Origin of the sequence: Paraburkholderia madseniana (assembly GCF_009690905.1) — a bacterium.
Taxonomy (GTDB): domain Bacteria; phylum Pseudomonadota; class Gammaproteobacteria; order Burkholderiales; family Burkholderiaceae; genus Paraburkholderia; species Paraburkholderia madseniana.
In genome coordinates this window covers 205,717-229,335 of the sequence record NZ_VOSW01000001.1, presented here as the reverse complement: position 1 = coordinate 229,335, position 23,619 = coordinate 205,717, and the positions used below count along the sequence as shown (strand labels likewise).

Annotated in this window: 12 protein-coding genes; 3 read left to right on the top strand and 9 right to left on the bottom strand. The window is 63.5% G+C overall.

The genetic code is table 11. The annotated features are described in order from the left end of the window. Positions 1 to 199: 199 nt before the first annotated feature. Positions 200 to 1,390: an O-succinylhomoserine sulfhydrylase gene (locus FSO04_RS00980; RefSeq protein ID WP_154557941.1), complete on the top strand. Its 1,191-nt coding sequence runs from the start codon at positions 200 to 202 to the stop codon at positions 1,388 to 1,390. Between the two features lie 66 nt (positions 1,391 to 1,456). Here FSO04_RS00980 and FSO04_RS00975 read toward each other — a convergent pair whose 3' ends face one another. Next, positions 1,457 to 2,236, bottom strand: a complete 780-nt coding sequence (locus FSO04_RS00975) for an AraC family transcriptional regulator (protein WP_154557940.1) — start codon at positions 2,234 to 2,236, stop codon at positions 1,457 to 1,459. Positions 2,237 to 2,280: 44 nt separating this feature from the next. Further along, positions 2,281 to 2,622: an FKBP-type peptidyl-prolyl cis-trans isomerase gene (locus FSO04_RS00970; RefSeq protein WP_027803023.1), complete on the bottom strand. Its 342-nt coding sequence runs from the start codon at positions 2,620 to 2,622 to the stop codon at positions 2,281 to 2,283. Positions 2,623 to 2,811: 189 nt separating this feature from the next. Between FSO04_RS00970 and FSO04_RS00965 the strand changes: the two genes are divergently transcribed. After that, positions 2,812 to 3,618, top strand: coding sequence for a sensor histidine kinase (locus FSO04_RS00965; RefSeq protein WP_168435518.1), 807 nt, complete (start codon positions 2,812 to 2,814; stop codon positions 3,616 to 3,618). A 94-nt stretch (positions 3,619 to 3,712) separates the two neighbouring features. After that, entirely contained in the window at positions 3,713 to 5,056 is a 1,344-nt protein-coding gene (locus tag FSO04_RS00960; protein ID WP_054034925.1) for a hemolysin family protein, read from the top strand. 84 nt (positions 5,057 to 5,140) lie between these two features. Here the strand turns inward: FSO04_RS00960 and treY are convergent, their stop codons facing one another. The 7 genes from treY to FSO04_RS00925 form a co-directional block, all read right to left on the bottom strand. After that, positions 5,141 to 8,011, bottom strand: coding sequence for a malto-oligosyltrehalose synthase (gene treY / locus FSO04_RS00955; RefSeq protein WP_154557939.1), 2,871 nt, complete (start codon positions 8,009 to 8,011; stop codon positions 5,141 to 5,143). Further along, positions 8,008 to 10,209, bottom strand: coding sequence for a 4-alpha-glucanotransferase (gene malQ, locus FSO04_RS00950; protein WP_168435517.1), 2,202 nt, complete (start codon positions 10,207 to 10,209; stop codon positions 8,008 to 8,010). The genes treY and malQ overlap by 4 nt, the downstream gene beginning before the upstream one ends. Then, the gene (treZ, locus tag FSO04_RS00945; protein WP_154557938.1) at positions 10,206 to 12,125 is read right to left on the bottom strand and encodes a malto-oligosyltrehalose trehalohydrolase; all 1,920 of its coding nucleotides are present in this window, start codon (positions 12,123 to 12,125) and stop codon (positions 10,206 to 10,208) included. The genes malQ and treZ overlap by 4 nt, the downstream gene beginning before the upstream one ends. 29 nt (positions 12,126 to 12,154) lie before the next feature. Beyond that, positions 12,155 to 14,374 (bottom strand): glycogen debranching protein GlgX, encoded by a 2,220-nt coding sequence (gene glgX / locus FSO04_RS00940; RefSeq protein WP_154557937.1) that lies wholly within the window; start codon positions 14,372 to 14,374, stop codon positions 12,155 to 12,157. A 98-nt stretch (positions 14,375 to 14,472) separates the two neighbouring features. Next, positions 14,473 to 16,683 carry a 1,4-alpha-glucan branching protein GlgB gene (glgB, locus tag FSO04_RS00935; RefSeq protein WP_154557936.1) on the bottom strand — a complete coding sequence of 737 codons (2,211 nt, stop codon included), beginning with the start codon at positions 16,681 to 16,683 and terminating at the stop codon, positions 14,473 to 14,475. After that, entirely contained in the window at positions 16,676 to 20,137 is a 3,462-nt protein-coding gene (treS, locus tag FSO04_RS00930; RefSeq protein ID WP_154557935.1) for a maltose alpha-D-glucosyltransferase, read from the bottom strand. Before treS ends, glgB begins: the two co-directional genes overlap by 8 nt. Continuing rightward, positions 20,134 to 23,586: an alpha-1,4-glucan--maltose-1-phosphate maltosyltransferase gene (locus tag FSO04_RS00925; RefSeq protein ID WP_154557934.1), complete on the bottom strand. Its 3,453-nt coding sequence runs from the start codon at positions 23,584 to 23,586 to the stop codon at positions 20,134 to 20,136. Before FSO04_RS00925 ends, treS begins: the two co-directional genes overlap by 4 nt. Positions 23,587 to 23,619: the final 33 nt, after the last annotated feature.

Sequence of the window (23,619 nt, the reverse complement as noted above, 5' to 3'; positions counted from 1 at the left end):
GCAACCCAAAACAGCTAAAGCGAATGGTGGAAAAGCCGCAGTCATCCGCCTCCGCTCCAGCTTTCCCCCGCACATGAAGCCCGCTTATGCCGACGCAAAAGCGGGCTTTTTTGTTGCTGCCGTTTGGCGTTGTTGTGCTCGTCTAACATGAGCCGCAGACGCTGAACCCAGCCATGGAACATTGGATACCAGAACCAACATGGACGACTCCCTGAACTTCGACACGCTGGCAGTCCGCTCGGGCACAGTGCGCAGCGACTTCAACGAACATTCGGAAGCGATTTTCCTGACCTCGAGCTTCGTCTTCGCGAGTGCCGCGGACGCCGCCGAAAAATTCAAGAATTCCGAAGACAACTACACCTACTCGCGCTTCACGAATCCGACCGTCTCGATGTTCCAGGACCGTCTGGCCGCGCTTGAAGGCGGAGAAGCGTGCATGGCCACGGCTTCGGGGATGGCCGCGATCATGTCGGTGGTGATGTCGACCTTGCAGGCCGGCGACCATCTGGTTAGCTCGCAAGCGCTGTTCGGTTCGACGCTCGGCATGTTCTCGCAGATCTTCAGCAAGTTCGGCATCACGACGACCTTCGTCGATCCGACCAATCTGGACGCGTGGAAAAACGCCGTGCGTCCGGAAACGAAGATGTTCTTCCTCGAAACGCCGTCGAACCCGCTCACCGAAGTCGCCGATATCGAAGCGATCAGCAAGATCGCGAAGGCGGCCAATGCGATCTTCGTGGTCGACAACTGCTTCTGTAGCCCGGCTTTGCAACAGCCGTTGACGCTCGGCGCGGACGTCGTGATGCATTCGGCCACCAAGTTCCTCGACGGCCAAGGGCGTGTGCTCGGCGGGGCGCTGGTCGGTTCGAAGCAGTTCATCATGGAAAAGGTGTTCCCGTTCGTGCGCAGTGCCGGGCCGACCTTGTCCGCGTTCAACGCGTGGGTGCTGCTCAAGGGCATGGAAACGCTGTCGCTGCGCGTCGAAAAGCAGTCGGCGAATGCGCTCGAAATCGCGCGCTGGCTGGAAACGCATCCGGCCGTGAACCGCGTGTTCTATCCGGGGCTCGAATCGCATCCGCAGCACGCGCTGGCGATGCGTCAGCAGAAGGCGGGCGGCGCGATTCTGTCGTTCGAACTGAAGGGCGATACGCCTGAGCAGATGCGCGCGAATGCCTGGCGCGTGATCGACAGCACGAAGATCTGCTCGATCACCGGCAACCTCGGCGATACGCGTACCACCATCACGCATCCGGCTACGACCACGCACGGTCGCGTGACACCGGAAGCGCGCGCAGCGGCGGGGATCAGCGAAGGTTTGATCCGTCTCGCAGTGGGTCTGGAAAACGCCGGCGATATCCGCGGCGATCTGGAGCGCGGTTTAGCGGGTTAATAGCGCTAGGCGAGCGCAGCAGGAAACGCGGGCCGCCTTTTCAGGCAGCCCGCATGTTGCACAAACTCAATGACGCAACGCGCGCCATTGACCGGGCGCCAGCCCGAAACGCCGCGTGAATGCGTGCGTGTAAGCGCTCTGATCGCCGAAGCCGATTTCCAACGCGATATCGCTGAGCGACAGGCGTGGATCAGACAGTAAACCAAGAGAGGTATCGAGCCGCAAACGCTGCAAATAGCGATGCGGCGTTTCGCCGAAGGCGTCGATAAAAAGCTGATGAAAGCGCCGCATGCCAAAGCCGCAATGGGCGGCCAGGTCGGCGATACGCAGCGGTTCCGACAGATGGGCGCGCAGCCAGCGGTCGATGCGCGCGAAGTCGAGGCCGGCGCCAGATGCCTGCGCCTCGGCCACCGTGCCGGTATCGGCCACTAACGCAGCGCCCAATCGCGCCGCCGCGTCCCATTGAAAACGCCGCGTATCCAGATCGTCGCCTTGCGCGCCGCCCGTGGCGTGCGCCGCAATCCGATGCGCGAGTTGCGTGAGCGAAGCATCCACCGTCACGGCCCGCGCGCGGTCGAACAGACGCTCCGGCACGGCCAGCGAAGTAGCCGGCAGATCCAGCACCAACTGCCGGTTCTCGCCGACGCCCGCATAGTCGTGCCGTGCACCCGCCGGGATGAGCCAGGCGGAGCCGGCGTCGATCTGATGCGCGACGCCGTCTACCGCCATCACCATCGCGCCGTCGAGCCCGAGCACGACCTGGTGAAAGTCGTGCACGTCCGACGCTTCGATCGCGCCGTAGCGGCGCAACGAAACGCTAGGAGCGGTGACGGCGGCGTGACTCATCGGTGAAGCCCAATTACAAAATACAAAACAGCGCAGCGAAAAACTTAGACGCCGAGCAGTTCGACTTCGAATACGAGCGTTGCATTCGGCGGAATCACGCCGCCTGCGCCACGCACGCCATAACCGAGTTGCGGCGGAATCGTCAGCTTGCGCGTGCCGCCGACCTTCATGCCTTGCACGCCTTCGTCCCAGCCCTTGATGACCATGCCGCCGCCCAGCACGAACGCGAACGGGTCGTTGCGGTCCTTGCTCGAGTCGAACTTCTGGCCGTCGGTCAGCCAGCCCGTGTAGTGCACGCTGACGGTCTTGCCGGCCACCGCTTCGGCGCCAGTGCCTTCAACGATGTCTTCGTATTTCAGGCCGGATTCGGTAGTCACAGTCGACATGTGTCGCTCCTTAGATCAAAAACGTAAAAACCGACATTGTAGGCGTGTTGGCGTCGCATCGCCGAGGATTGCCGTGTGGTATGCGGTTTGCGTTCAGGTTAGCCATCCGGCCAGGCTGGTTGCGCTGGGCGGCATGCCTATAATGGGACTTCTTTTAACATTTGATGCACCGCCTGAGAGGGTTCGATCGTGACAACGCCTTCCACCGGGACCGCCGGCGCACCGCCGGTTCCTTCCGGCTTCGCCGTATCCGAACGCACCGCACGCCTGCGCGCGGAGACCGCGCTGTTTATGCGCGATCACGTGCTGTCGCTGGTGTCGCATGATCTCCGTGGCCCGCTGAACGCCATCCATAGCTGGGCGTACGTGCTCGAGCGTAAGCTCGATGCCAACGACCCGAATTCGCAACGCGCCGTCACCGGCATTCGCAACGGTGTGGAACAGCAGGTGAAGTTGCTGGAGACGATTGTCGACGCCACGCGCGCCGAGACCAAATCGCTGGAACTGGCGTTTGCGCCGTTTTCGCTGCATCCGCTACTCGATGAAACCGTTGACGAAGTCCGTTCCGGGCTGGCGCGCGCGCGCGGAGTCGAGGTCACGGTCGAGTCGCACCTCGCTACCGAGCAGCTCAACGGCGACCGTGAGCGCCTGGCCGCCGCGCTGTGGCTGATGCTCACATTTGCCGTCGAAGCGAGCACGGAGGGCGCCGCGGTCACGCTGGCCGCACGCGTGGACGCCACCAGGTGGTACGCCACTGTCACCTTCAATCAAAACGCCGCTGCACTGAACGATCCGGCGGTGCCGCATTTGCTGGAAGCCTTTGCCCGCAAACAGGCGCGCGAGCCGCGCGAAGCCAAACGGGTCGCGTGGGTATTCGCGCTGTGCAAACGCGTTGCGGAAGCGCACGGCGGCAGTTTCGAGCAAAGCGACGCGCCTGAGAGCGAAGCGGCGACGCTCGCGCTACATGTGCCGCTGAGTGCAACGACAGCAACGTGAGCGGCGGCTGTCGACCCGCGTTCGTGCACGCGATTAACTTTCAGCTTGCTTTCGCCATTTATACTGACAACTTTTGTTGCCGGAGCCCGTCGCTTTGATCCAGGTTGTCGCCCTTATCGGTGCATTGTTTCTCGTTGCCCTCAACGGTTTTTTCGTCGCCGCCGAATTCGGTCTGGTGAAGCTGCGGCAGACGCGCGTGCAGAGCCTCGCGGCCAAACACGGTATGCGTGGGCGTTTGCTGGCAAAGGTGCATGGTCGGCTCGACGCGTATCTGTCGGCCTGTCAGCTCGGCATTACGCTGGCGTCGCTTGGGCTCGGCTGGATTGGTGAGCCGGCGTTCGCGGAACTGCTCACGCCGGTGTTCAGCCTGCTCGGCGTCGAGTCGGAGAAGCTGATCCACGGCATCTCGCTGTTCTTCGCGTTCTCTTGTATTTCGTTCCTGCACATCGTGGTGGGCGAGCTGGCGCCGAAGTCGCTGGCGATTCGCGAGGCGGAAAAGGTTTCGTTGTGGGCCGCCACGCCGTTGTACGGTTTCTACTGGGCGATGTATCCGGCGATCTGGGTGCTCAATACGAGCGCCAACGCGGTGTTGAAGCTCGCGGGCCTCGACGCGGACCATGGCCACGACTCGCATTATTCGACCGACGAACTCAAGCTGATCCTGCGTGGCCGCCGAGCCAACGTCGCGACTGAACTCGGTGCGCCGGATGGCGCATACAGCCAGGACGAATGGAACACGATTGCGCATTCGCTGGATTTTTCGCGCATGACCGTCTCGGATCTGATGCGTCCGTCCTACGAAATGGTCGGCCTGCGGCGCGATTTGCCGTTGCGCGAAAACATGCAGGTCGTGGCGCGGCACCGCTTTAGCCGCTATCCGTTGTTCGAAGACGCGTCCGGCGAGCGCGTGGCCGGCATGATCCACTTGAAGGATTTGCTGCTGGCGCGGCACGCGGGCAGCACGCTCGACGACCTCTCCAAATATGCGCGACCCGTGCAGTACGTAAAACCGGACATGCCGGCGCTTGAACTGTTTCGCCGCTTCCGCAAGGGCGCGCCTCACTTTGCACTGGTTGGTCACAAGAACTCGAAGCCGATCGGGTTTCTGACGCTGGACAATCTGCTCGGCGCGCTGGTTGGGCAGATCCACGACGAATTCCGCCAGGGCGACGCCGACTGGACGCGTATGGACGACGGCACGCTGATGGGCAAGGGCAGCTTGCCGGTGGTGTCGTTGGAACGCGCGCTCGGAATCGACATTGACGAGGGCAAGGCCGAATCGGTCGGCGGCCTCGTGATTCAGGCGCTCAACGATCTGCCTACCGAAGGGCAGCGCGTCGAGTTCGATCGGTTCGACGTGGTGGTCAAGAAGATGAAGGGGCCGCGCATCGTGCTCGTGCGCGTTTATCCGAAGACCTACGACGACGAAGGCGGTTGAACGGCTTATTTGCTGAGTCCGTCTCAGGTCCACTGAAACATTGCTCTGCATACGATCTTCAAAAGATCTTCTAAAAATCACAGATCAACTACGTGGCACGCCGTCCTCCACCAACACCGCGATAGGCATCGCGCTCAACGCATCGCGCAGATAAAGCAAACCGTTTTCGTCGACCTTGGGCGCCGCCGGACTCAGCCAGTCGAACAGCGCCCGCGCGGCCAGATCCGCAGGCATTTCGATCGCCGTATCGCCCCATTTGGCCGGATCGACCATCGGCAAATCGCCGCCATTGCCTTCTGCGCCGAGCAACCCGGCAGCAAGCCGGCTCGCCACCACCACGGCCCACGCATTCCCATGCCGCCGTGCAAACGCGATCACATTCGACGCATGCGCACCGCGCACTGCAAGCGGCAGATACGCACTCTGACTCAACAACTCCGGCAAATGCGCGCGCAACGCCAGCATGCGCTGCACTACCGAGAGCTTTACCCGGCCATCGTGCCAGTTCGCCAGAAACTCCGAAGGCGGTGTTTGTGCGAGCCACGCCTCACGCCTCGCAAAATCGACGGGCCGGCGATTGTCTGGATCGACCAGGCTGAAGTCCCACAACTCAGTACCCTGATAAAGATCGGGAATCCCAGGCGACGTCAGCCGCAACACGGTCTGCTGCAAACTGTTGAGCGCACCGGCGCGTCCAATCCGCGCCACGAACGCGGACAACTCGCGCAGGAAACCATTGCGCCGCTGCGGCGCCAGGATATCGAACAGGAAATCGCGGCAACCGGCCTCATAGGCTTCATCGGGTGCGAGCCAGTTGGTCTGCAGCTTCGCTTCCCGTAGCGCCTTCAATTGCCATTGCGCGACGCGCTCAGCCAGTTCCTTGACGCCCGCTTCATCGTCCGGTTTTAAATCCGGTGGCCAACTGCCCACCAAGGTCTGATACAGCATCGCCTCGGCGGCGGGGCCTGGCGCCCAATCGTAGCTTGTGTCGTGGCTCACGCTGCTGATCGGCTTACCGTCGAGCGCACGCCGATGCGGCGCGTTCAAGGTTGACCACGCCCGCAACGTCGTGCTCCAGTCATGAGAAATCTCGCTCAACACGGCAAGGCGCGCACGCACGTCTTCGCCACGCTTGTGATCGTGCGTGGCCGTGGCGAGCATCGCGTGAGGAAAGCGCTGCGAACGTTCGAGATTCGCCGCATGAAATTGCGCGACCGACAGAGCAAACTCGCCCGGGTCCGAGCCGACTTCGTTGCGCGATAGCAAGCGTCCATAGCGATAGCACGCTGTATCTTCAATCGCCTTTGCGGCGACGGGTGCGGTCAATTGCGAAAACAGCGTCTGCGCAGTGCGCCGCGCGGAACCTGCTTGACTTGGCGGGGCGCCATTCGAACCTTGCTGTTGCGATTGCGCATTGCCGCGTGCGTTCGGCACCTCTTCAGCACTGCCGCCAAGCCACGCGTTCACGCGGTCGAGCACCACGTAGTCCGCGCGCGAAAGCGTCTCTCTCGCGCCTGCTAGCGCCTGCTCGAAATACACGTTATCGGCAGCGCTGCGCAGCCCGTTCTGTGGATAGACCCGATACACCGGAAAATGCACGACCAGTTCGGCCAGCACGCGCCGCAGCGCGGTGAAGGTGAAATCGCGCGTGGTCAGCGAATCACGGGCAATGCGGTGCAGCGCGCGCGCCGCGCGGTCCAGTTCCGCCGAGAGGTTCTCCGCGAGAATCTTGCGTCGCGCGGCCAGGGCTTCGTCGGCGAAGCGCGGGCTGCGGCCGGTGAGTTCGGCCCACGTCTGCGCGAGCGGCTCGGCGCCGGCCGGATCGTGCAGCAGCGCGCCCACGTCGTTCATGAAATCGTAGCCGGTCGTGCCGTCGACGGGCCAATCGTCGCGCAGCGGCTCGCCACGGCTGAGAATTTTTTCGACGACCACATACGGCGCGGTGTCGCGCAATTCGGTGAGGCGCTGCCGCAGGCGCTGGCAGTACTCGCGCGGTTCAGCGAGACCGTCCACGTGGTCGATCCGCAAACCATCCACCACACCTTCCTGATACAGACGGAAAATCAGCGCGTGCACGGCCTCGAACACTTCGGGCCGCTCCACGCGCACGCCGGCCAGCGTCGAAATGTCGAAGAAACGTCGCCAGTTCACTTCGTCCGAAGCGGTGCGCCACCACGCGAGGCGGAAGTGCTGCCGTTCGATCAATCGATGCAAACGGTCACGCGTCACCGGGTCCGCGGGCGAATACGATTCCAGCACCAATTCGATCGCTGAGCTGCCGCTTTGCGCGACGAATTCGCGCAGCATGTCGCGTCCTTCGCCGGCGCGCGGCTGATCGGCAGGCTGCGTCGTCAGGCCCTGGAAACGTTCGGCCAGTGCGGCGAGATCGGCGCGGTCCGCGCTTTGCAGAATCGCCGCGTAGTCGATTGGGCACACCGGAAACATATGCGGCCCGTAGCCGATATAAAAGCGCCCGCTGTCGGCCGCAAAATGCAGCGCAATCCGGCCGGCCGCGAGTTCCTCGCCGTACGGCGCGCCGAGTGCCGGCGCCAGCACCTTGCCGCGCAAGGCCGGATCGGGCGAATGCCAGTCGACATCGAAGTGGCGAGCGTACGCGCTGTGCCGGCCCCATTCGAGGATATCGAGCCACCAAGCGTTGCTCGAACCGCCGACTCCCATGTGGTTCGGCACCACGTCGACGATCAACCCCATGTTGTGCGCGCGCAGTTTATCGGCGAGGCGTTTCAAGCCCGCTTCGCCTCCGCATTCAGCGTTGACCTGGGTGTAGTCGACGGTATCGTAGCCATGCATCGAACCCGGCTCGGCGGTGGTGATGGGCGACGCGTACACGTGGCTGATGCCGAGCGCGGCGAAGTAGTCGACATGCTTTGCGGCATCGTCGAAGGTAAAGCCTCGATGGAACTGGAGGCGAAGCGTGGAGCGCGGGACGGTCATGGCGTATCAGGCTCCGAAGAAACGTTGGAAGCAGCAGGAACGGTGGCGCCGCGGCGCGCGCGGTCGACCGCCAGCAGGCGATCGCTGAAGGTGCCGTCCTCGAACAATGCGTCGATGGGCAAGATCACGCGGCGGCGCCAGTTCGGATGCTCGTCGATCGAGCCGGGCAAATTCGGCTGCTCGACCAGTGCGAGCAAATCTTCGAGCGGGAAAGTGACGAGCGGCCCGGGCGTGGCGGCTACGAAGGCGAGCGCTTCATCCACGGGCGCCTTGTCGGGCGGCGGCGCGTCCACGTCCGGCGCGGCGACGCCGGCTTGCTGGAACGCGCGCCATAACAGCGCGCGATCGGCGGCGCGTTCTTCCTGTGCCACTTCCTCCGCGTCGCGGCCATCGGCGCGCGCCATCGTCTGACCGATCCGGTTGCGCCACGTGATGTCGCTGCCGCGCCACCAGCCCGCCACGGTCGGCAGATCATGGGTCGTGGTGGTGCCGACAGCGTTGCGGTCCCACGCCTGCGGCGGCTTGAAGCCCCTGCCGCCTTCCGCGCCTTCGAACCACAGCACGCGAATGCCGGCGAGACCGTGCTCGTCGAGCCGCTCGCGAAAACCGGGCGGCACAGTGCCGAGATCTTCGCCGATCACGATCGCGCGATGCCGCCATGATTCGAGCGCGATCAGCCGCAGCAGGTCTTCGAGCGGATAGCGCAGATAGGCGCCGTTGCGCGCGCTCTCGCCCTCGGGCACGAGCCACAGGCGCCGCAAGCCGAGAATGTGGTCGATGCGGATGCCGCCCGCATGCGCGAACGCCGCGCGCAGCATGTCGATGAATGCGGAGAAGCCCTGCGTGCGCATCGCGCGCGGCGAGAAGGTGGTGAGCCCCCAAGCCTGTCCGGCCTGGTTGAACAGATCGGGCGGTGCGCCCACTGAAATACCTTGCAGCATGTCGTCGCGGTACGACCATGCATGGCTGCCGGCACTATCGCACCCGACGGCGAGGTCGGCGATCAGGCCGACCGCCATGCCGGCGTCGCTCGCTGCATGCTGCGCGTGCGACAAGCCCTTGGCGGCGAGCCATTGCAGAAACAGATGAAAGTCGACTTCATGCCGATGCGCTTCGGCAAAGGCTTCAACTTCCGGACTGCGCGGATCGCGCAACGCCTCGGGCCAGTTGCGCCAGTGGCCATTGCCGCCCTCCTGAGCCAACTGCACCGCCTGCAGCGCTTCGAAACGCGCGTGGTCTTCGAGCGCACGGCCGGCACGTTCGCAGAAACCATGAAATTCGAGCGCACGCGGCGTGTCGTGCGCGCGCTCCTGGGTGCAGAAGTTCTCGTACAGCGCGCGCAAAACCTTCAGCTTCAGCACGACCGCGTTCGGCCAGTCGATCAGCGGCAAGTCTTCGAGTGCCGGCCATGCTTCGGTGGCCCGCGCGACCTCAAGCGCGGCGCGCGCGGCTTCGGCGCCGAACACCGCGGTGGGGTCGATATGCGTGACGTTCAACCACAAACGCGACGACGGCGAATACGGACTGAAGCGATTCGGCTCGGCACTGAACATCGCGTGCGTCGGACTGACGGCGAGCGCATGCGCGCCACGCTTTGCGCTTTCAATCGCCATTTGCGCGAGGGCCGTATAGTCGCCGATGCCGCCATCGCCCGTGCGGCGCAAGCCGTATAACTGCGCGGCGATACCCCACAACAGCGGCGTTTGCGTCGTGGTGCCGTCGTGCAGCGTGCGCCATGCATCGGCGACGGTATAGCAGCGCGACGGCGCGACGGCCAAAGTCATGCGTTGTTCGTTGATCACCAGCGTGTGATAGCCGGGCTCGTCGATCGGTGTGAGCAACGCTTCCTCGCCTTTAGGCGCCGTGAAGCGACCGTCGATGATCGAGCCGCTTTCGAGTTCGATCCGGTAGTGACTGCCGGATTTGATCGCCGCGGCAGGCAGCGCGATGCCGCGCTCGACCTCCGCCGTCATCAGCGGGGGCAGTTTGCGGCCGGACAGTTCCGCTTCGAGCGCGGCGGCGCTGTGCCGGATCTGCGTGGCGTTACCGCACGGTAAACCCATCCGGTCGAGCAGCACGGCGAGTGTGCTCTCGGGTACGTGTTGCGTCGAATGGTGCGCATCCCGCCACTCGACTTCGAAGCCAGCGCGCGTGGCAAGGGTCACGATCGTATCGTTTGGACGGCGGGTGGCACTCACGCGTTGTGCTCCTGTTGGCCGGCGATGCGGGCATCGTGGCCGATGGCATAGTCGCTGACGTCGCCGGTCACCCACGCGACGAACGCGAATGATGGCAACACCTTGGCGTCGATCTGCTCCCGCACGCGCGGCGGTGTTTCGAAAATCACTTTGCCGGCAGGCAGATCGGGGAACGCCACGTTCTCCTTCGAGAGATTCAACGCAATCGACAAGGTTTCGCCGTCGGTGAGTTTCCAGCGGGCAATCAGCGCATTGGCGTCGCCGCCGTTTGTGGCGGTCAACACGGTCGAGCCACACGCTTTGGCATGTTTCAGACGCGGCGTGATCAGCTTCGCCCGCACGGCGAGCGCGGATTTGTAGAAGTGCATCCACTCGAGGCGGTCTTTCGCGCTGGCATCCGCAGCGGCGCCTTGAATGGGCTCAGGCGGCGACGAGGCTGTAAAGGTCTGCACGTCGTTCGGATCGGGAATCTGCGCGCGACGCTTTTCATCGCTGAACGCCGAAAAGCGTGCGAATTCGCGACGCCGCCCTTCGCGCACGGCGTCGGCGAGCTCGCCGGTGTAGTCGGTGAAAAACAGGAACGGCTGGGTCGAGCCGTATTCCTCGTCCATGAACAGCATGGGGATATGCGGCGACAGCAGCAGCAAACCGGTGGCGGCGCGCAAGGCATCGTCCGACGTCAGCTTGCGCAGGCGCTCGCCGAATGCGCGATTGCCGATCTGATCGTGATTCTGCAAGAACATCACGAACGAGGTGGGCGACAGATGCCGGCTTGCTTCGCCGCGCGGCGCGCCGTCGTGAATCGGCGACGGGTCGCCTTGATACGCGAAACCTTCCGACAACACGCGCGCAAGGCGACGGATCGGCTGATCCTCGTATGCGTGGTAATAGCCCTCCGTTTCGCCCGTCAGCAGAACGTGCAGCGTGTTGTGCGCGTCGTCGTTCCACTGCGCGTCGAAATGCGTTTCAAGCAGGCTCGCGCTGTTGTGTTCGTTTTCCAGCACCAGATGCACATGCCGGCCGTGCTGCACTTTTGCGCGGATATGGTCGGACAATTCGCGCAGCCATGCGTGATTGTCGATGGCATGCACCGCGTCGAAACGCAGGCCGTCGAGACGATATTCGTTGATCCAGTAGACAGCGTTGTCGATGAAGAAATCGCTCACTTCACTGCGGTCGAAATCGATCGCCGGGCCCCACGGCGTGTGCGTGCCTTCACGGAAAAACGAGCGGGCGTATTGGTGCAGATAATTGCCGTCCGGTCCGAAGTGGTTGTAGACCACGTCGAGAAATACCATCAGGCCGAGACCGTGCGCGGCGTCGATCAGCGCTTTCAGTTCTTCGGGGCGGCCGTACGCGGAATCGGGCGCATATGGCAGCACGCCGTCGTAGCCCCAATTGTGGCGGCCGGGAAAGTCGTTTAACGGCATGAGTTCGATGGCCGTCACGCCGAGCGCGACAAGCGTGGGCAGACGTTTCTGCACGCCCGCATAGCCGCCCATCGCGCCGACGTGCAACTCGTACAACACCGTTTCTTCCCACGGGCGACCGTGCCAGTTCGTATGTTCCCAGTGGTACGCGCGCGGGTCGATCACTTCGCTCGGCCCGTGCACGTCTTGCGGCTGGAAGCGTGACGCAGGATCGGGCACCGCATGCTCGCCATCGAGCCGGAAGCGATACAGTGTGCCCGCGCCGCTCTCGACGGTGGTTTCGAACCAGCCGTTGCCGGCAGGCGTCATGTCGTGCGCGCCCTGGGCCGGTCCGTTTTCGATCTCCACCTGGACCGTCTTGCACGAAGGCGCCCAGAAACGGAACCGCGTGCGCGGCTTCGCGCCCGTAGCGCCTAGCAACTGTGCGCTGAACGGCAGGCAATGCGCGTGATGATGCGCGTGAGGATCAATCGGACATTCGGACATGATTCATCACCATTCGATATGACTTTCGCCTACGTGGTCGGCGACGTATCGCTGCTCGGCGGATGCGCACCCGGATCGGGCGGCAGCGCGGTCAACAGCCGCGGCCCGTGCTGCGCGCCGGCTTTCCAGCCCGCCTGCCAATCCGCTTCGCCAATGGGCTGCGCCGCCAGCATCACGAGGCTATGCGCGGCCACTTCGACCTCCGGCACTGCCAACCGATGCGGCGCGCTTTCCGGCTCAGCCGTATCTAGCAGCACATGCCATTCCAGGTGTGGCGCGGGCGGTGTGAAACGCCGTGTTTCGTCCGCAGCATTGAGCATCATCAACAATACTTCCGTTTCGTTATTCAAGCCTGGACCCGCGCGCCGCAGCGTGAACGCGCGGCCTTCGGGGTCCTGCCAGGCTTCGATAGTGAGCGGATCGCCGTGTTCATCGAACCAGCCGACATCGAACAGGCCCGGCAAGACTTCGCGATCGCCGAACAGAAAGCGCGTTTCGCGCAGCAGCGGATGCTGTTTGCGCAGCGCGATCACGCGCGCGACGAACGTGGTCATCTGACGGCCGTCGGGCGACTCCGCGCGCTCCCAGTCAAGCCATGATAGTTCGTTATCCTGGCAGTACGCATTGTTGTTGCCGTTCTGCGTCCGCAGCGATTCGTCGCCTGCCAGCACCATGGGTGTGCCGAGCGCCATCAGCAACGTGGCGATCAGCGAGCGGGCCACGCGTTTGCGGGTTTCGAGGAGGACCGGATCGTCGGTCGGGCCCTCTACACCCCAATTGCGACTACAGTTTTCGTTGTGGCCGTCGTTGTTGTCTTCGCGATTGGCCTCGTTGTGCTTGTGCTCATACGCGGTGGTATCGGCGAGCGTAAAACCGTCATGCGACGTGACAAAGTTGACCGATGCCCACGGTTTCCTGAAACGCCGGTTGAACAGATCCGCGGAACCGGTGAGACGCGCGGCAAGATCGGGACGCAGGCCCGCGTCACCGCGCCAGAAGCGGCGCACTGTATCGCGGAAACGATCGTTCCATTCGGCGAAGCCCGGTGGATGGTTGCCGAGTTGATAACCGCCAGGGCCGATGTCCCATGGCTCGGAAATCAGCTTGCGTTGCGACAGGATCGGATCCTGGCGCAACGCGTCGAAGAAACCGGAGCCGGGATCGAAACCATGCTGCTCGCGGCCGAGCGTCACGCCGAGATCGAAACGGAAGCCGTCGATATTGAACTTCGTCGACCAGTAGCGTAGCGAATCCATCACCATCTGCAGCACGCGCGGATGCGGCAGGTTCACGGTATTGCCGCAGCCGGTGTCGTTGATATGGTGGCGTTCGTCGCCGGGAATCAGGCGGTAGTAGCTCGCGTTGTCGAGGCCGCGCCATGAGACGGTCGGCCCCATCTCGTTGCCTTCGCAGGTGTGGTTGTAGACCACGTCAAGAATCACTTCAATGCCGGCCGCATGCAACTGACGAACGGCGATGCGCATTTCATCGAGCCGGTGCGAACTCAGATACGACGGCTCCGGTGCAAAAAATGCCGCGGTGTTGTAACCCCAGTAGTTGCGCAGGCCGCGCTCCACCAGAAAGCGGTCGTTCAGAAACGCATGCACGGGCAGCAATTCGACGGCGGTCACGCCGAGCTTCAGTAAATGCTCGATGAATTCCGGCGACGCGAGCGCGGCAAACGTGCCGCGTTCGTGCTGGCGCAAATCGGGGCGCAACATCGACACGCCGCGCACATGCGCCTCGTAGACGACGGTTTCGCCCCAAGGCACATTCGGGCGCTTGTCGTGCGACCAGTCGAAGGCTTCGTCGATCACGACGCACTTCGGCATGGCCGGCGCCGAATCGCGCCGGTCGATGGACAGGTCGGCGCGATTCGAATGCACACGGTAACCGAATAGCGCATCGGACCAGCGAAACTGCCCGACCAGTTTGCGCGCATACGGATCGAGCAATAGTTTGTGCGGATTGAAACGATGTCCGTGCTGCGGCTGGTACGGCCCATGCGCACGAAAGCCGTATGCCGTGCCGGGGTGCGCATTGGGCAAATAGCCGTGCCAGATTTCGTCGGTGCATTCGGGCAGCGTGAAGCGCCTGATCTCCTTGCGGCCGGTGGGATCGAACAGGCAAAGCTCGATTTTCTGCGCATTCGCCGAGAACACCGCAAAGTTGACGCCGAGGCCATCCCAGCTAGCGCCGAGCGGATAGGGCGAGCCGGGCAGAAGCCGGTCGGGCATTGCATGCGACATGATTCCCCTTCCTTGTTCTGTTTTATGAACGCTATCGTGGGACTTCATGCAACGGGCGCGCGGCCTGGCCGCCGCGCGCCCGTCTTACAACACTTCTATCAATCTGCGCGCAAAACGATCGTTGCCAAAGGTGGCAGCGTCAGCGCAGCGGAATGCGGCCAGCCGTGGCTCAAGACGTTGTCGGTGTGGATCAGCCCGCCATTGCCCATGTTCGAGCCGCCGTACACGCCGGCATCCGTATTCAGCACTTCTGTCCAGCGGCCGCCGCGCGGCATCCCCATCCGGTAACCGACCCGCGGCACCGGCGTCATATTGCACACCACCACCAGTTCGCGGCCTTCGCCATCGGTGCGGCGGTAGGCATACACGCTGTTGCCGTTGTCGTCGCCAACTAGCCATTGGAAGCCGCCCGGCTCGCTGTCGAGCAAATGCAGCGCGGGCTCATGGAGGTACAGATGGTTCAGGTCGCGCACGAGCTTCTGCACACCGTGATGGTTCGGATCGTCGAGCAGATGCCAGTGTGGCGACGTGTCGTGATCGAATTCCGCCATCTGGCCGAATTCGCCGCCCATGAACAGCAGCTTCTTGCCCGGATGCGTCCACATGAAGCCGAAGTACGCACGCAGGTTGGCGAATTTCTGCCACCGGTCGCCGGGCATCTTGCCGAGCAGCGAGCCTTTGCCGTGTACCACCTCGTCGTGCGAGAGCGGCAACACGAAGCGCTCGGAATATGCGTACACCATCCCGAAGGTCATCATGTGGTGATGGTATTGGCGGTAGACCGGATCTTCTTCCATGTAGTGCAGCGTGTCGTGCATCCAGCCCATGTTCCACTTGAACTGGAAGCCGAGGCCGCCGTCTTCGAGGTGTGCAGTCACGCCCGGCCACGCGGTCGATTCCTCGGCGATCGTGATCGCGCCCGGCACGCCCGGCACATAGCCGACTTCATGATTCAGCCGCTTCAGAAATGCGATCGATTCGAGATTTTCGCGCCCGCCGTGGATGTTCGGCACCCACTCATCGGCGGCGCGCGAATAGTCGCGATACAGCATTGAGGCGACCGCATCCACACGCAGGCCGTCGACGTGATAGCGCTTCAACCACGCGAGGCCCGATGCCACCAGGAACGCGCTCACCTCGTTGCGGCCGAGGTTGTAGATCATCGTGTTCCAGTCCTGGTGATAGCCTTCGCGCGGATCAGCGTGCTCGTAGAGCGGCGTGCCGTCGAAATCGATCAGGCCATGCGCGTCGTTCGGAAAGTGCGCCGGTACCCAGTCGAGAAGCACGCCGAGGCCGGCCGCGTGCGCCTTGTCGACGAACAGGGCGAACTGCTCGGGCTTGCCGAAGCGTGCCGAAGGCGCGAACTGTCCGAGCGGCTGATAGCCCCACGAACCGCCGAACGGATGCTCTGCGATCGGCATGAACTCGACATGCGTGAAGCCCATGCTTTTCACGTACGGAATCAACCGGTCCGCGAGTTCTTCCCACGTGAGCCCGCGCTGGCCCTCTTCGGCGACGCGCAGCCACGATTCGGCATGCACTTCGTAGATCGAGATCGGCGCGCGCGGGGTCTGTTTGGCGGCGCGCGACTGAATCCAGTCGTGATCGGTCCATTCAAACTGCTCGATCTCCTCGACATGTGCGACCACCGATGCGGTGCCTGGTGGCAATTCCGTCTGCATCGCACACGGGTCGGCCTTGAGCGGCAACGGATGGCCGTCACGGGCGAGCAATTCGTACTTGTAGCGCGTGCCCGGGCCGACGCGCGGCACAAACAATTCCCACACGCCTGCCTGATGGCGCAGCCGCATCGGATGACGGCGACCATCCCACGAATTGAAGTCGCCGACCACCGAGACGCGCCGCGCGTTCGGCGCCCAGACGGCGAAGCGCACGCCTGGCACGCCGTCCACTTCCATCGGACGCGAGCCGAGGCATTCGAGCACCGCGTACGGGTCGCCACCGGCCAGACGGCCCAACGGCTCGTCGCCGAGAACGGGGCCGAACGAATACGTGTCTTCGATTTCCTGCACGGTGCCATGCCAGTCGATGCGCAGGCGATAGGGCGCGGAAGACGTGATGCGGCCGGCAAACAGCCCCGGCCTGAGTTGCTCGAGCTCGCCGAGCATTGCGCCGTTGGTGCGTGAAATCACGGTGACGTGCCTGGCGTTCGGCAACAGCGCGCGCACCACCGGACCCGCGTCCGTCCGATGCATGCCGAGCTGCGAGAAAGGATCGGGGTGACGCGCTTCAACGAGCGCGTCGATATCGAGTGTTTGGAGGCCTGCGGCCGGATCGTGCTCACTCATAGTCGCCCTCGGCCGGATTAGGCGATGCGGCGGCGTTTGGCGCCTGGGTTGAAGGATCGTGCTGCGGATTGCCGGTGTCACCGAGCAAGCGGCTGGTGAGCGAGGCGAGGCCGCGTACCGGCAAACTGAGCCACGTTGGACGATTCGCCGCCTCGTAACGGATTTCATAAGCGGCTTTCTCGATCAGGAACAGATCGAGCAAGGCCTGTTCGGCTTCGGGCGCTACCAGCGGCGTCGGCGAATCCGCGATGGCGGCGCGGTATTCCTTGAGGAACGTCTCGGTAGCATGCGCACGGAAACGGTCGAAGAGCGCGCGCTTGCGATCGGCAGTTTGCTGTGGCGCACTTTCCATCGTGGACTGCGCCGCGGCGCTCGCATACGACAGCGAGCGCAACAAGCCGGCCACGTCGCGCAACGGATTCGACTTCTGACGCCGTTCCTCCAGCGTACGCGCGGGTTCGCCTTCGAAGTCGATCAGATACGCGTCGCCCTGCGCGACCAGCACCTGACCTAGATGGAAGTCGCCGTGAATGCGGGTACGCAGCGCACCCGCATCGCCCGACACCAGCTTGCTGACCGCAGCGACCAGCGCGGCGCGACGGTCGATCAGGCTTTGTGCCAATGCCTGGGTGTCCGGATCGCTCATCTGTTCGATGCGCGGCGCGAGCAGATCGAGCGCGCCGGCGAGCATGGCTTGCGTGCCGGCGACCCACGCCTTCACCTGCTCGGCGCTGGCGAGTTCCGGTGCGAATGCCGGGTCGTCGGAAGGTGACGCAAGCGCCATGTGCAGTTCGCCAAGCCGCTTACCAATGGTGCCGGCCAACGCGCTGTAGCCTTCCATGAGAATCGTTTCGTTGTCGCGGTCCGGCGATTGCCCGTCCGTATCGACGGCGATCGCGAGTTCGTCCACCGAGCGGCGCAGGTAGTCCAGCGACCAGTTCCAGGCGTCGCCCTGATTGTCGATATAGCCTTGCAAGATAGCGAGTGTATGCGGCACGCCTTCGGGATCGACGCGCACCACTTCACCATACAGCGGTGCGGTGTTCGCGTAGCCGAGCTGGGTCAAATAGCGGCTGATTTCCGCTTCCGGATGAACGCCGCTCACCAGGCGCCGCACCAGTTTCAACACCGCGGCATCGGCGATGATCAGCGAGCTGTTGCTTTGCTCGGCCGCCAGCCAGCGGATTTCGGGCCGCTCACCGATATCATTGAGTTCGGAGAAACGCTCGGTGGGGAGGAACTTGATCTCGCTCTTCTGTACGGTCGGCACGACCGCGCGTTCGCGCAGCTTGCGCATCACGCCATGAGCGAAGATGGGCAGCGCGAACGCGTCCGTCAGATGACCGACGTTGCGGCCGCGGCGCACGCGCGCCAAGGCGAGTTGCATGAACAGCGGCGTGGTGGTCTCGCCGCCCCACGTGATCGCGATGGGCACGACGTAGCGTTCGGTGTGATCGCCCACGTCGGCTTCGATTTCGGTGAACGCGAAACCGCCGTTGGGGATCGTCGTCAACGCGGCGAGGCGCACCGCGTGCATCTTCTGATCCTTCGAGGCAAACCAGCGGCGTCGGCTCAGCCAGGACGGCAGCACTTCGGATTCGAGCAGGCGGACGTTTTCCGGTGTCGGGCCGACCTGACCCTCGCGGATCACGATCGTGACGAACTCGGGCAGCGGTTCGGAATGCGCTTGCGCCCATGTCGGACGCTGGCCACTAGAGCAGAGCATGAACCACAGGAAACCGTACGGCGGGAAGGTCAGCAGATAAGTGAGCTGGCCGATTGCCGGGAACACGGAATCGGCAGTCATTTCGATCGGCACCGAGCCGTTGAATTCGGATAGATCGAGTTCAACCGCCTGCGGTGCGCGCGACAGGTTGGCTACGCACAATATTGGCGGCTCGCCTGGCAGTTCGCGCAGATACGCAAGGATCTTGCGGTTTTCCGGCTTCAGGAATCGGATTGTGCCGCGTCCGAAAGTTTGTTTCGCACGGCGCGTGGCGAGCATGCGCCGGGTCCAGTTCAGCAGCGAATGCGGATCGCGGCTTTGCGCTTCGACGTTGACGGCGTCGAAGCCGTACAACGAACCCATCACCGGCGGCAGCACTAGTTGTTCAGGATCGGCGCGCGAGAATCCGCCATTGCGATCCGACGACCATTGCATCGGCGTGCGCACGCCGTCGCGGTCGCCGAGGTGGATGTTGTCGCCCATGCCGAGTTCGTCGCCGTAATAGATCACGGGCGTGCCGGGCATCGACAGCAGCAGCGAATTGATCAGCTCGATGCGACGGCGATCGCGCTCCATCAGCGGTGCGAGGCGGCGGCGAATGCCGAGGTTCAGGCGCGCGCGGCGATCGCTCGCATAGGTGTTCCACAGGTAATCGCGCTCTGAATCCGTGACCATTTCGAGCGTCAGTTCATCGTGATTGCGCAGGAAAATCGCCCACTGGTTCGTTTCCGCAAGATCCGGCGTCTGCCGCATGATGTCGGTGATCGGAAAGCGATCCTCGCTCGCGATCGACATATAAATGCGCGGCATCAGCGGGAAGTGGAACGCCATGTGGCATTCGTCTTCGTCGCCGAAATATTCCTTCACGTCTTCCGGCCACTGGTTCGCTTCGGCGAGCAGCATCCGGTTCGGATACTCGGCGTCGATCGTTGCGCGGATCTTCTTCAGCACCGCGTGCGTTTCAGGCAGGTTCTCGTTATTGGTGCCTTCGCGTTCGACCAGATACGGCACCGCGTCGAGCCGCAGCCCGTCGATGCCCATGTCGAGCCAGAAGCGCATCACCTGCAGCACTTCCTTCAGCACGGCCGGATTGTCGAAGTTCAGATCGGGCTGGTGCGAGTAGAAGCGATGCCAGTAATAAGCGCCCGCGACCGGATCATGGGTCCAGTTCGACGGTTCGGAATCGATGAAGATGATCCGCGTTTCCTGGTACTTCTGATCGGTTTCGGACCACACGTAGTAGTTGCGATGATTCGACCCCGGCTTCGCGCGACGGGCGCGTTGAAACCACGGGTGTTGATCGGACGTGTGGTTGATCACCAGCTCCGTAATCACGCGGATGCCGCGTGCGTGCGCTTCCTGAATGAAGCGCTTCACGTCCGATAGTTGGCCGTAGTCCGGATGCACGTTGCGGTAATCGGCGATATCGTAGCCGTCGTCGCGCCGCGGCGACGGATAGAACGGCAGCAGCCAGATCGCATTCACGCCGAGTTCGGCAATGTAGTCGAGCTTCGCGATCAGGCCCGGAAAATCGCCGACGCCGTCGTTGTTCGCGTCGAAGAATGACTTGATGTGCACCTGATAAATGATGGCGTCTTTATACCAGAGCGGATCGTCGCTGAGCGCGGCGGGTTTGCCGCGCCGCGATGTCCGCGCTTTCGCCGCGCCGCTGGCGGCTGTACTCGTGTGGGTCTGCGACGTGCTTTGGGCTGGATCTTCACGCTTCATGTCGCACCTTCCGTAGGGGTTGGGTTGCCAGCGTCGTCTGCGTGATAGTCGCTGTCGGCATCATCCGGGCGTTCAGCGGGTAGGCCGCCGAGCGGCGCGATGCGCCAGATCGAAAACGGTTGGCCTGAACCGAGGCGGACGTGCTGCCAGCGGCCGTGCCATTCGAAACGCGCACCGGTCATCTGATCGGTCACTTCCAGCGCGCCATGGTCGTGCAGATTCCAGTGGTTGAAAGTGTCCCACGACAATTCGATATCCGCGCCCTGTTCGTTGAACGGATCGAGATTGATCGCCACCAGGATCACGTTGTCGCGTGCTGCGGTCGCTTTTTCGAAGAACAGGATGTTGTCATTGTGCGCCGTGAGTAACGTGAGGCCGAGATGCGTTTGCAATGCCGGGTTTGCACGGCGAATCCGGTTCAATGCAGTGATCTCGCCGACGATGTTGCCGGGCCGGTTCCAGTCCCATGCGCGCAGTTGATACTTTTCGGAGTCGAGATATTCCTCGCTGTTCGGCAGCGCAGCGGCCTCGCACAATTCGAAACCGCTATACAAGCCCCATAAACCGGCGAGCGTGGAGGCCAACGCGGCCCGAATCAGAAAGCCCGAACGCCCTGACGACTGCAAATGCCGCGGGTTGATGTCCGGTGTATTGACGAAGAAATTCGGCCGGTAGAAATCACGCGCGCTGGTTTGCGTGAGTTCGGTCATGTACTCGATGAAGTCGCGCTTCGACTCGCGCCACGTGAAATACGTGTACGACTGCGAGAAGCCGATCTTGCCGAGCCGGTTCATCATACGCGGCCGCGTGAAGGCTTCGGCGAGGAAGATCGTGTCGGGATAGCGCGAGCGCACATCGTCGATCACCCATTCCCAGAACGGCAGCGGCTTGGTGTGCGGATTGTCCACACGGAAAATGTGCACGCCCGCCTCGATCCAGAACAGGAAGACGTCGCGCAGCGCGAGCCACAAATCGGGCTTGGCGTCGTGCGCATAGAAGTCCGGATTGACGATGTCCTGGTACTTCTTCGGCGGATTTTCCGCGTAACGCAGCGTGCCGTCGGGGCGCCAGGCGAACCACGTTGGATGCTCCTTCAGCCACGGGTGATCCGGCGAGCACTGGATCGCGAAGTCGAGCGCGATTTCGAGGCCGTGCGCGTGGGCGGCGGCCAGCATCTGCTTGAAGTCGTCGAGCGTGCCGAGTTCGGGATGCACGGCGGTGTGGCCGCCCTCGACCCCACCGATCGCGTACGGGCTGCCGACATCGCCCGGCTGTGCGGTCAGCGTATTGTTGCGGCCTTTGCGATTGGCGACGCCGATCGGGTGGATCGGCGGGAAGTACAGCACGTCGAAACCCATGTCGCGGATGCGCGGCAGTTTCGTGACGACGTCAGCGAAGGTGCCGTGACGCGATTCGTCGTCGCTCATCGAACGCGGGAAGATTTCGTACCAGCTTGCAAAGCCTGCCGCGGTGCGTTCGGCGTCGATCTTGTAGACGATTGGATCGCGGCTCAGGAACGGGCGGTGGCGCGCGGCGGTCATCGCCTTCGCGGTGGTCGGCGCGAGCAGCAGTGCGAGCTTGGCCTCGGGATCGGCCTTGGTGAAGACCTTGACGATATGTTCGAGCGGCTCGCCTATCGTACCCTCCGCGCCTTCCGCGGTTTCCACTTCGGCGAGCACCAGGGCGAACAGATGCGTGGCTTCGTCGAGTTCGAGTTCGACGGTTTGGCCCGCCTTCAGCTTCTTCTGAATATGCTCGACCAGCGACGCAAAGTCGTCGCGCCATGCGATCACGGTGAACTCGTGACGGCCCATGCGCTCCAGCGGAATGCGCGCTTTCCAGATATCGAGGCCGGCCGGCTGTGCGGGGCTCATCGGTACTTCGTGCCAGGCGGTTTCGTCAGCGGCGCGCCAGACGACGGCGGCGGCGATCTTGTCGTGGCCTTCCGCGAAGATCGCGGCGGTGACTTCCGCGCGCTCGCCCACCGTGCGCTTGGCGGGGAAGCGTCCGTTATCGACCGAGGGTGTCACGCTCTCGATCGCCACGCGCGGCGCGCCGATCGCTTCGAGCACGGTCTTGCGGCCACTGCGCTTGCTGTTCGCCTTGTCGATAGGCGGCGCGAGACGGATCGGTTCATCGGCGACCCCGCGGAACAAACTGACGGCGCCGGGTGCGAGCGTGAACGGCGTCAGCGTGGCGGGCGTGGCATGCGCGGACGCGTCGAGCGGGACGAAGCGCGTGAAGTTGCCCGGTACGCCCGTGAGGAAGCGGGCTGGATCGACGCGCACAGGCGCACCGAGTTCGGGGTTGATGGCGATCAGGATTGCTTCGCCGGCGTCGCGCAGATCGGGTGCGTCGGCGCGCAGCAAGACGGCCGCGGGCGCGCCGGGCCCGCTTAGCGGGCGCAATTCGCCGTTGGCATGCAGCGTTTTTGTATTGCGCGCCACGTCGTTCACATGGCTGATCTGTTCCGAGAGATCGAATCGCTTCGACCGGCAGGCCAGCGCAAACTGCGCAACGTCGCCGCGCGTCTGCGACATGGGCTCGGTGATGCCATATTCGAAGCCCATCGGCATCATCCAGCCGGTGCCGGTCGAGGCCGACGCGAACAGCGCGCGCCGGTAGGCCCGCTCGACGATGGCGGCGTCGTGCGCATCGCTGAGATCGGCAGCGAGGCGGGTGCCGTAAGGCGCTTCGGGAAACGCGATGGGTGCGGCGATGCGGGCGAGCGCGGCATGCTCTTCCACCATCCAGCCGGCGCGGAAGTCCCACCAGCGCACTGACGAGAACACACTGTCGAAGCCCGCGCCAGCGAGGCCGAGCAGATCGCCACGCGCGAGACCCGGCGTCGCGGCGAGGAAACGCACCTCAGGATGCTTTGCGCGAACCGCGTCGCCGAGTTGCCGCCAAACCGCGGCCGGCACGCGATGCGGCGAATCGAACCGGAAGCCGCCGACACCGGCGTCGGCCAGCGCCAGCAGTTGCTGCGTCCACCAGCCGACTAGCGCAGCGCTGCCGGCGGTGTCGTTGAAGTTGGCATACGCGACGTTGTCCTCGTGATGGACGTGGCGCGGATCGAGCCGCGCCTCTTCGGACTCGAATGGGTGGAACCAGCCGGCATGTTCGGCGTACAGCGCGCCATCGGCGGCCATCCGGTCGATCACCAGATCGACCAGCAAGGTCAGACCGTTCTGGCGTGCGGCGTGCGCGAGCGTACGGATCGCCTCCGTGGCGGGTTGCTGAGTCTCGAATGCCGGATGCAGCCGGCCGTGGTTGCCAACCACCTGTGCGTGACCCGCGCGGCCCGGCTCGAAGAGGCCGCCGATCAGCGCGTGATCGAAGCCCAGTCCGGCTGCGTGAGCGAACTGCGCAGGCCATGCATCGAGCGGCCCAACGAGAAGTGAATGGAAAAAGTAAATCCGCGGCGCGTACCCGTTTGGGGATTCCATCGGTCGTTTCCAGATTCGTCCTGCTGCGGTGTG

Excerpts from the sequence above, each read along its gene's own strand:
- FSO04_RS00925 (WP_154557934.1), bottom strand. The coding sequence starts at position 23,586 with ATGGAATCCCCAAACGGGTACGCGCCGCGGATTTACTTTTTCCATTCA.
- treS (WP_154557935.1), bottom strand. The coding sequence starts at position 20,137 with ATGAAGCGTGAAGATCCAGCCCAAAGCACGTCGCAGACCCACACGAGT.
- FSO04_RS00975 (WP_154557940.1), bottom strand. The coding sequence starts at position 2,236 with ATGAGTCACGCCGCCGTCACCGCTCCTAGCGTTTCGTTGCGCCGCTAC.
- glgX (WP_154557937.1), bottom strand. The coding sequence starts at position 14,374 with ATGTCGCATGCAATGCCCGACCGGCTTCTGCCCGGCTCGCCCTATCCG.
- treZ (WP_154557938.1), bottom strand. The coding sequence starts at position 12,125 with ATGTCCGAATGTCCGATTGATCCTCACGCGCATCATCACGCGCATTGC.
- treY (WP_154557939.1), bottom strand. The coding sequence starts at position 8,011 with ATGACCGTCCCGCGCTCCACGCTTCGCCTCCAGTTCCATCGAGGCTTT.
- glgB (WP_154557936.1), bottom strand. The coding sequence starts at position 16,683 with ATGAGTGAGCACGATCCGGCCGCAGGCCTCCAAACACTCGATATCGAC.
- FSO04_RS00980 (WP_154557941.1), top strand. The coding sequence starts at position 200 with ATGGACGACTCCCTGAACTTCGACACGCTGGCAGTCCGCTCGGGCACA.
- FSO04_RS00970 (WP_027803023.1), bottom strand. The coding sequence starts at position 2,622 with ATGTCGACTGTGACTACCGAATCCGGCCTGAAATACGAAGACATCGTT.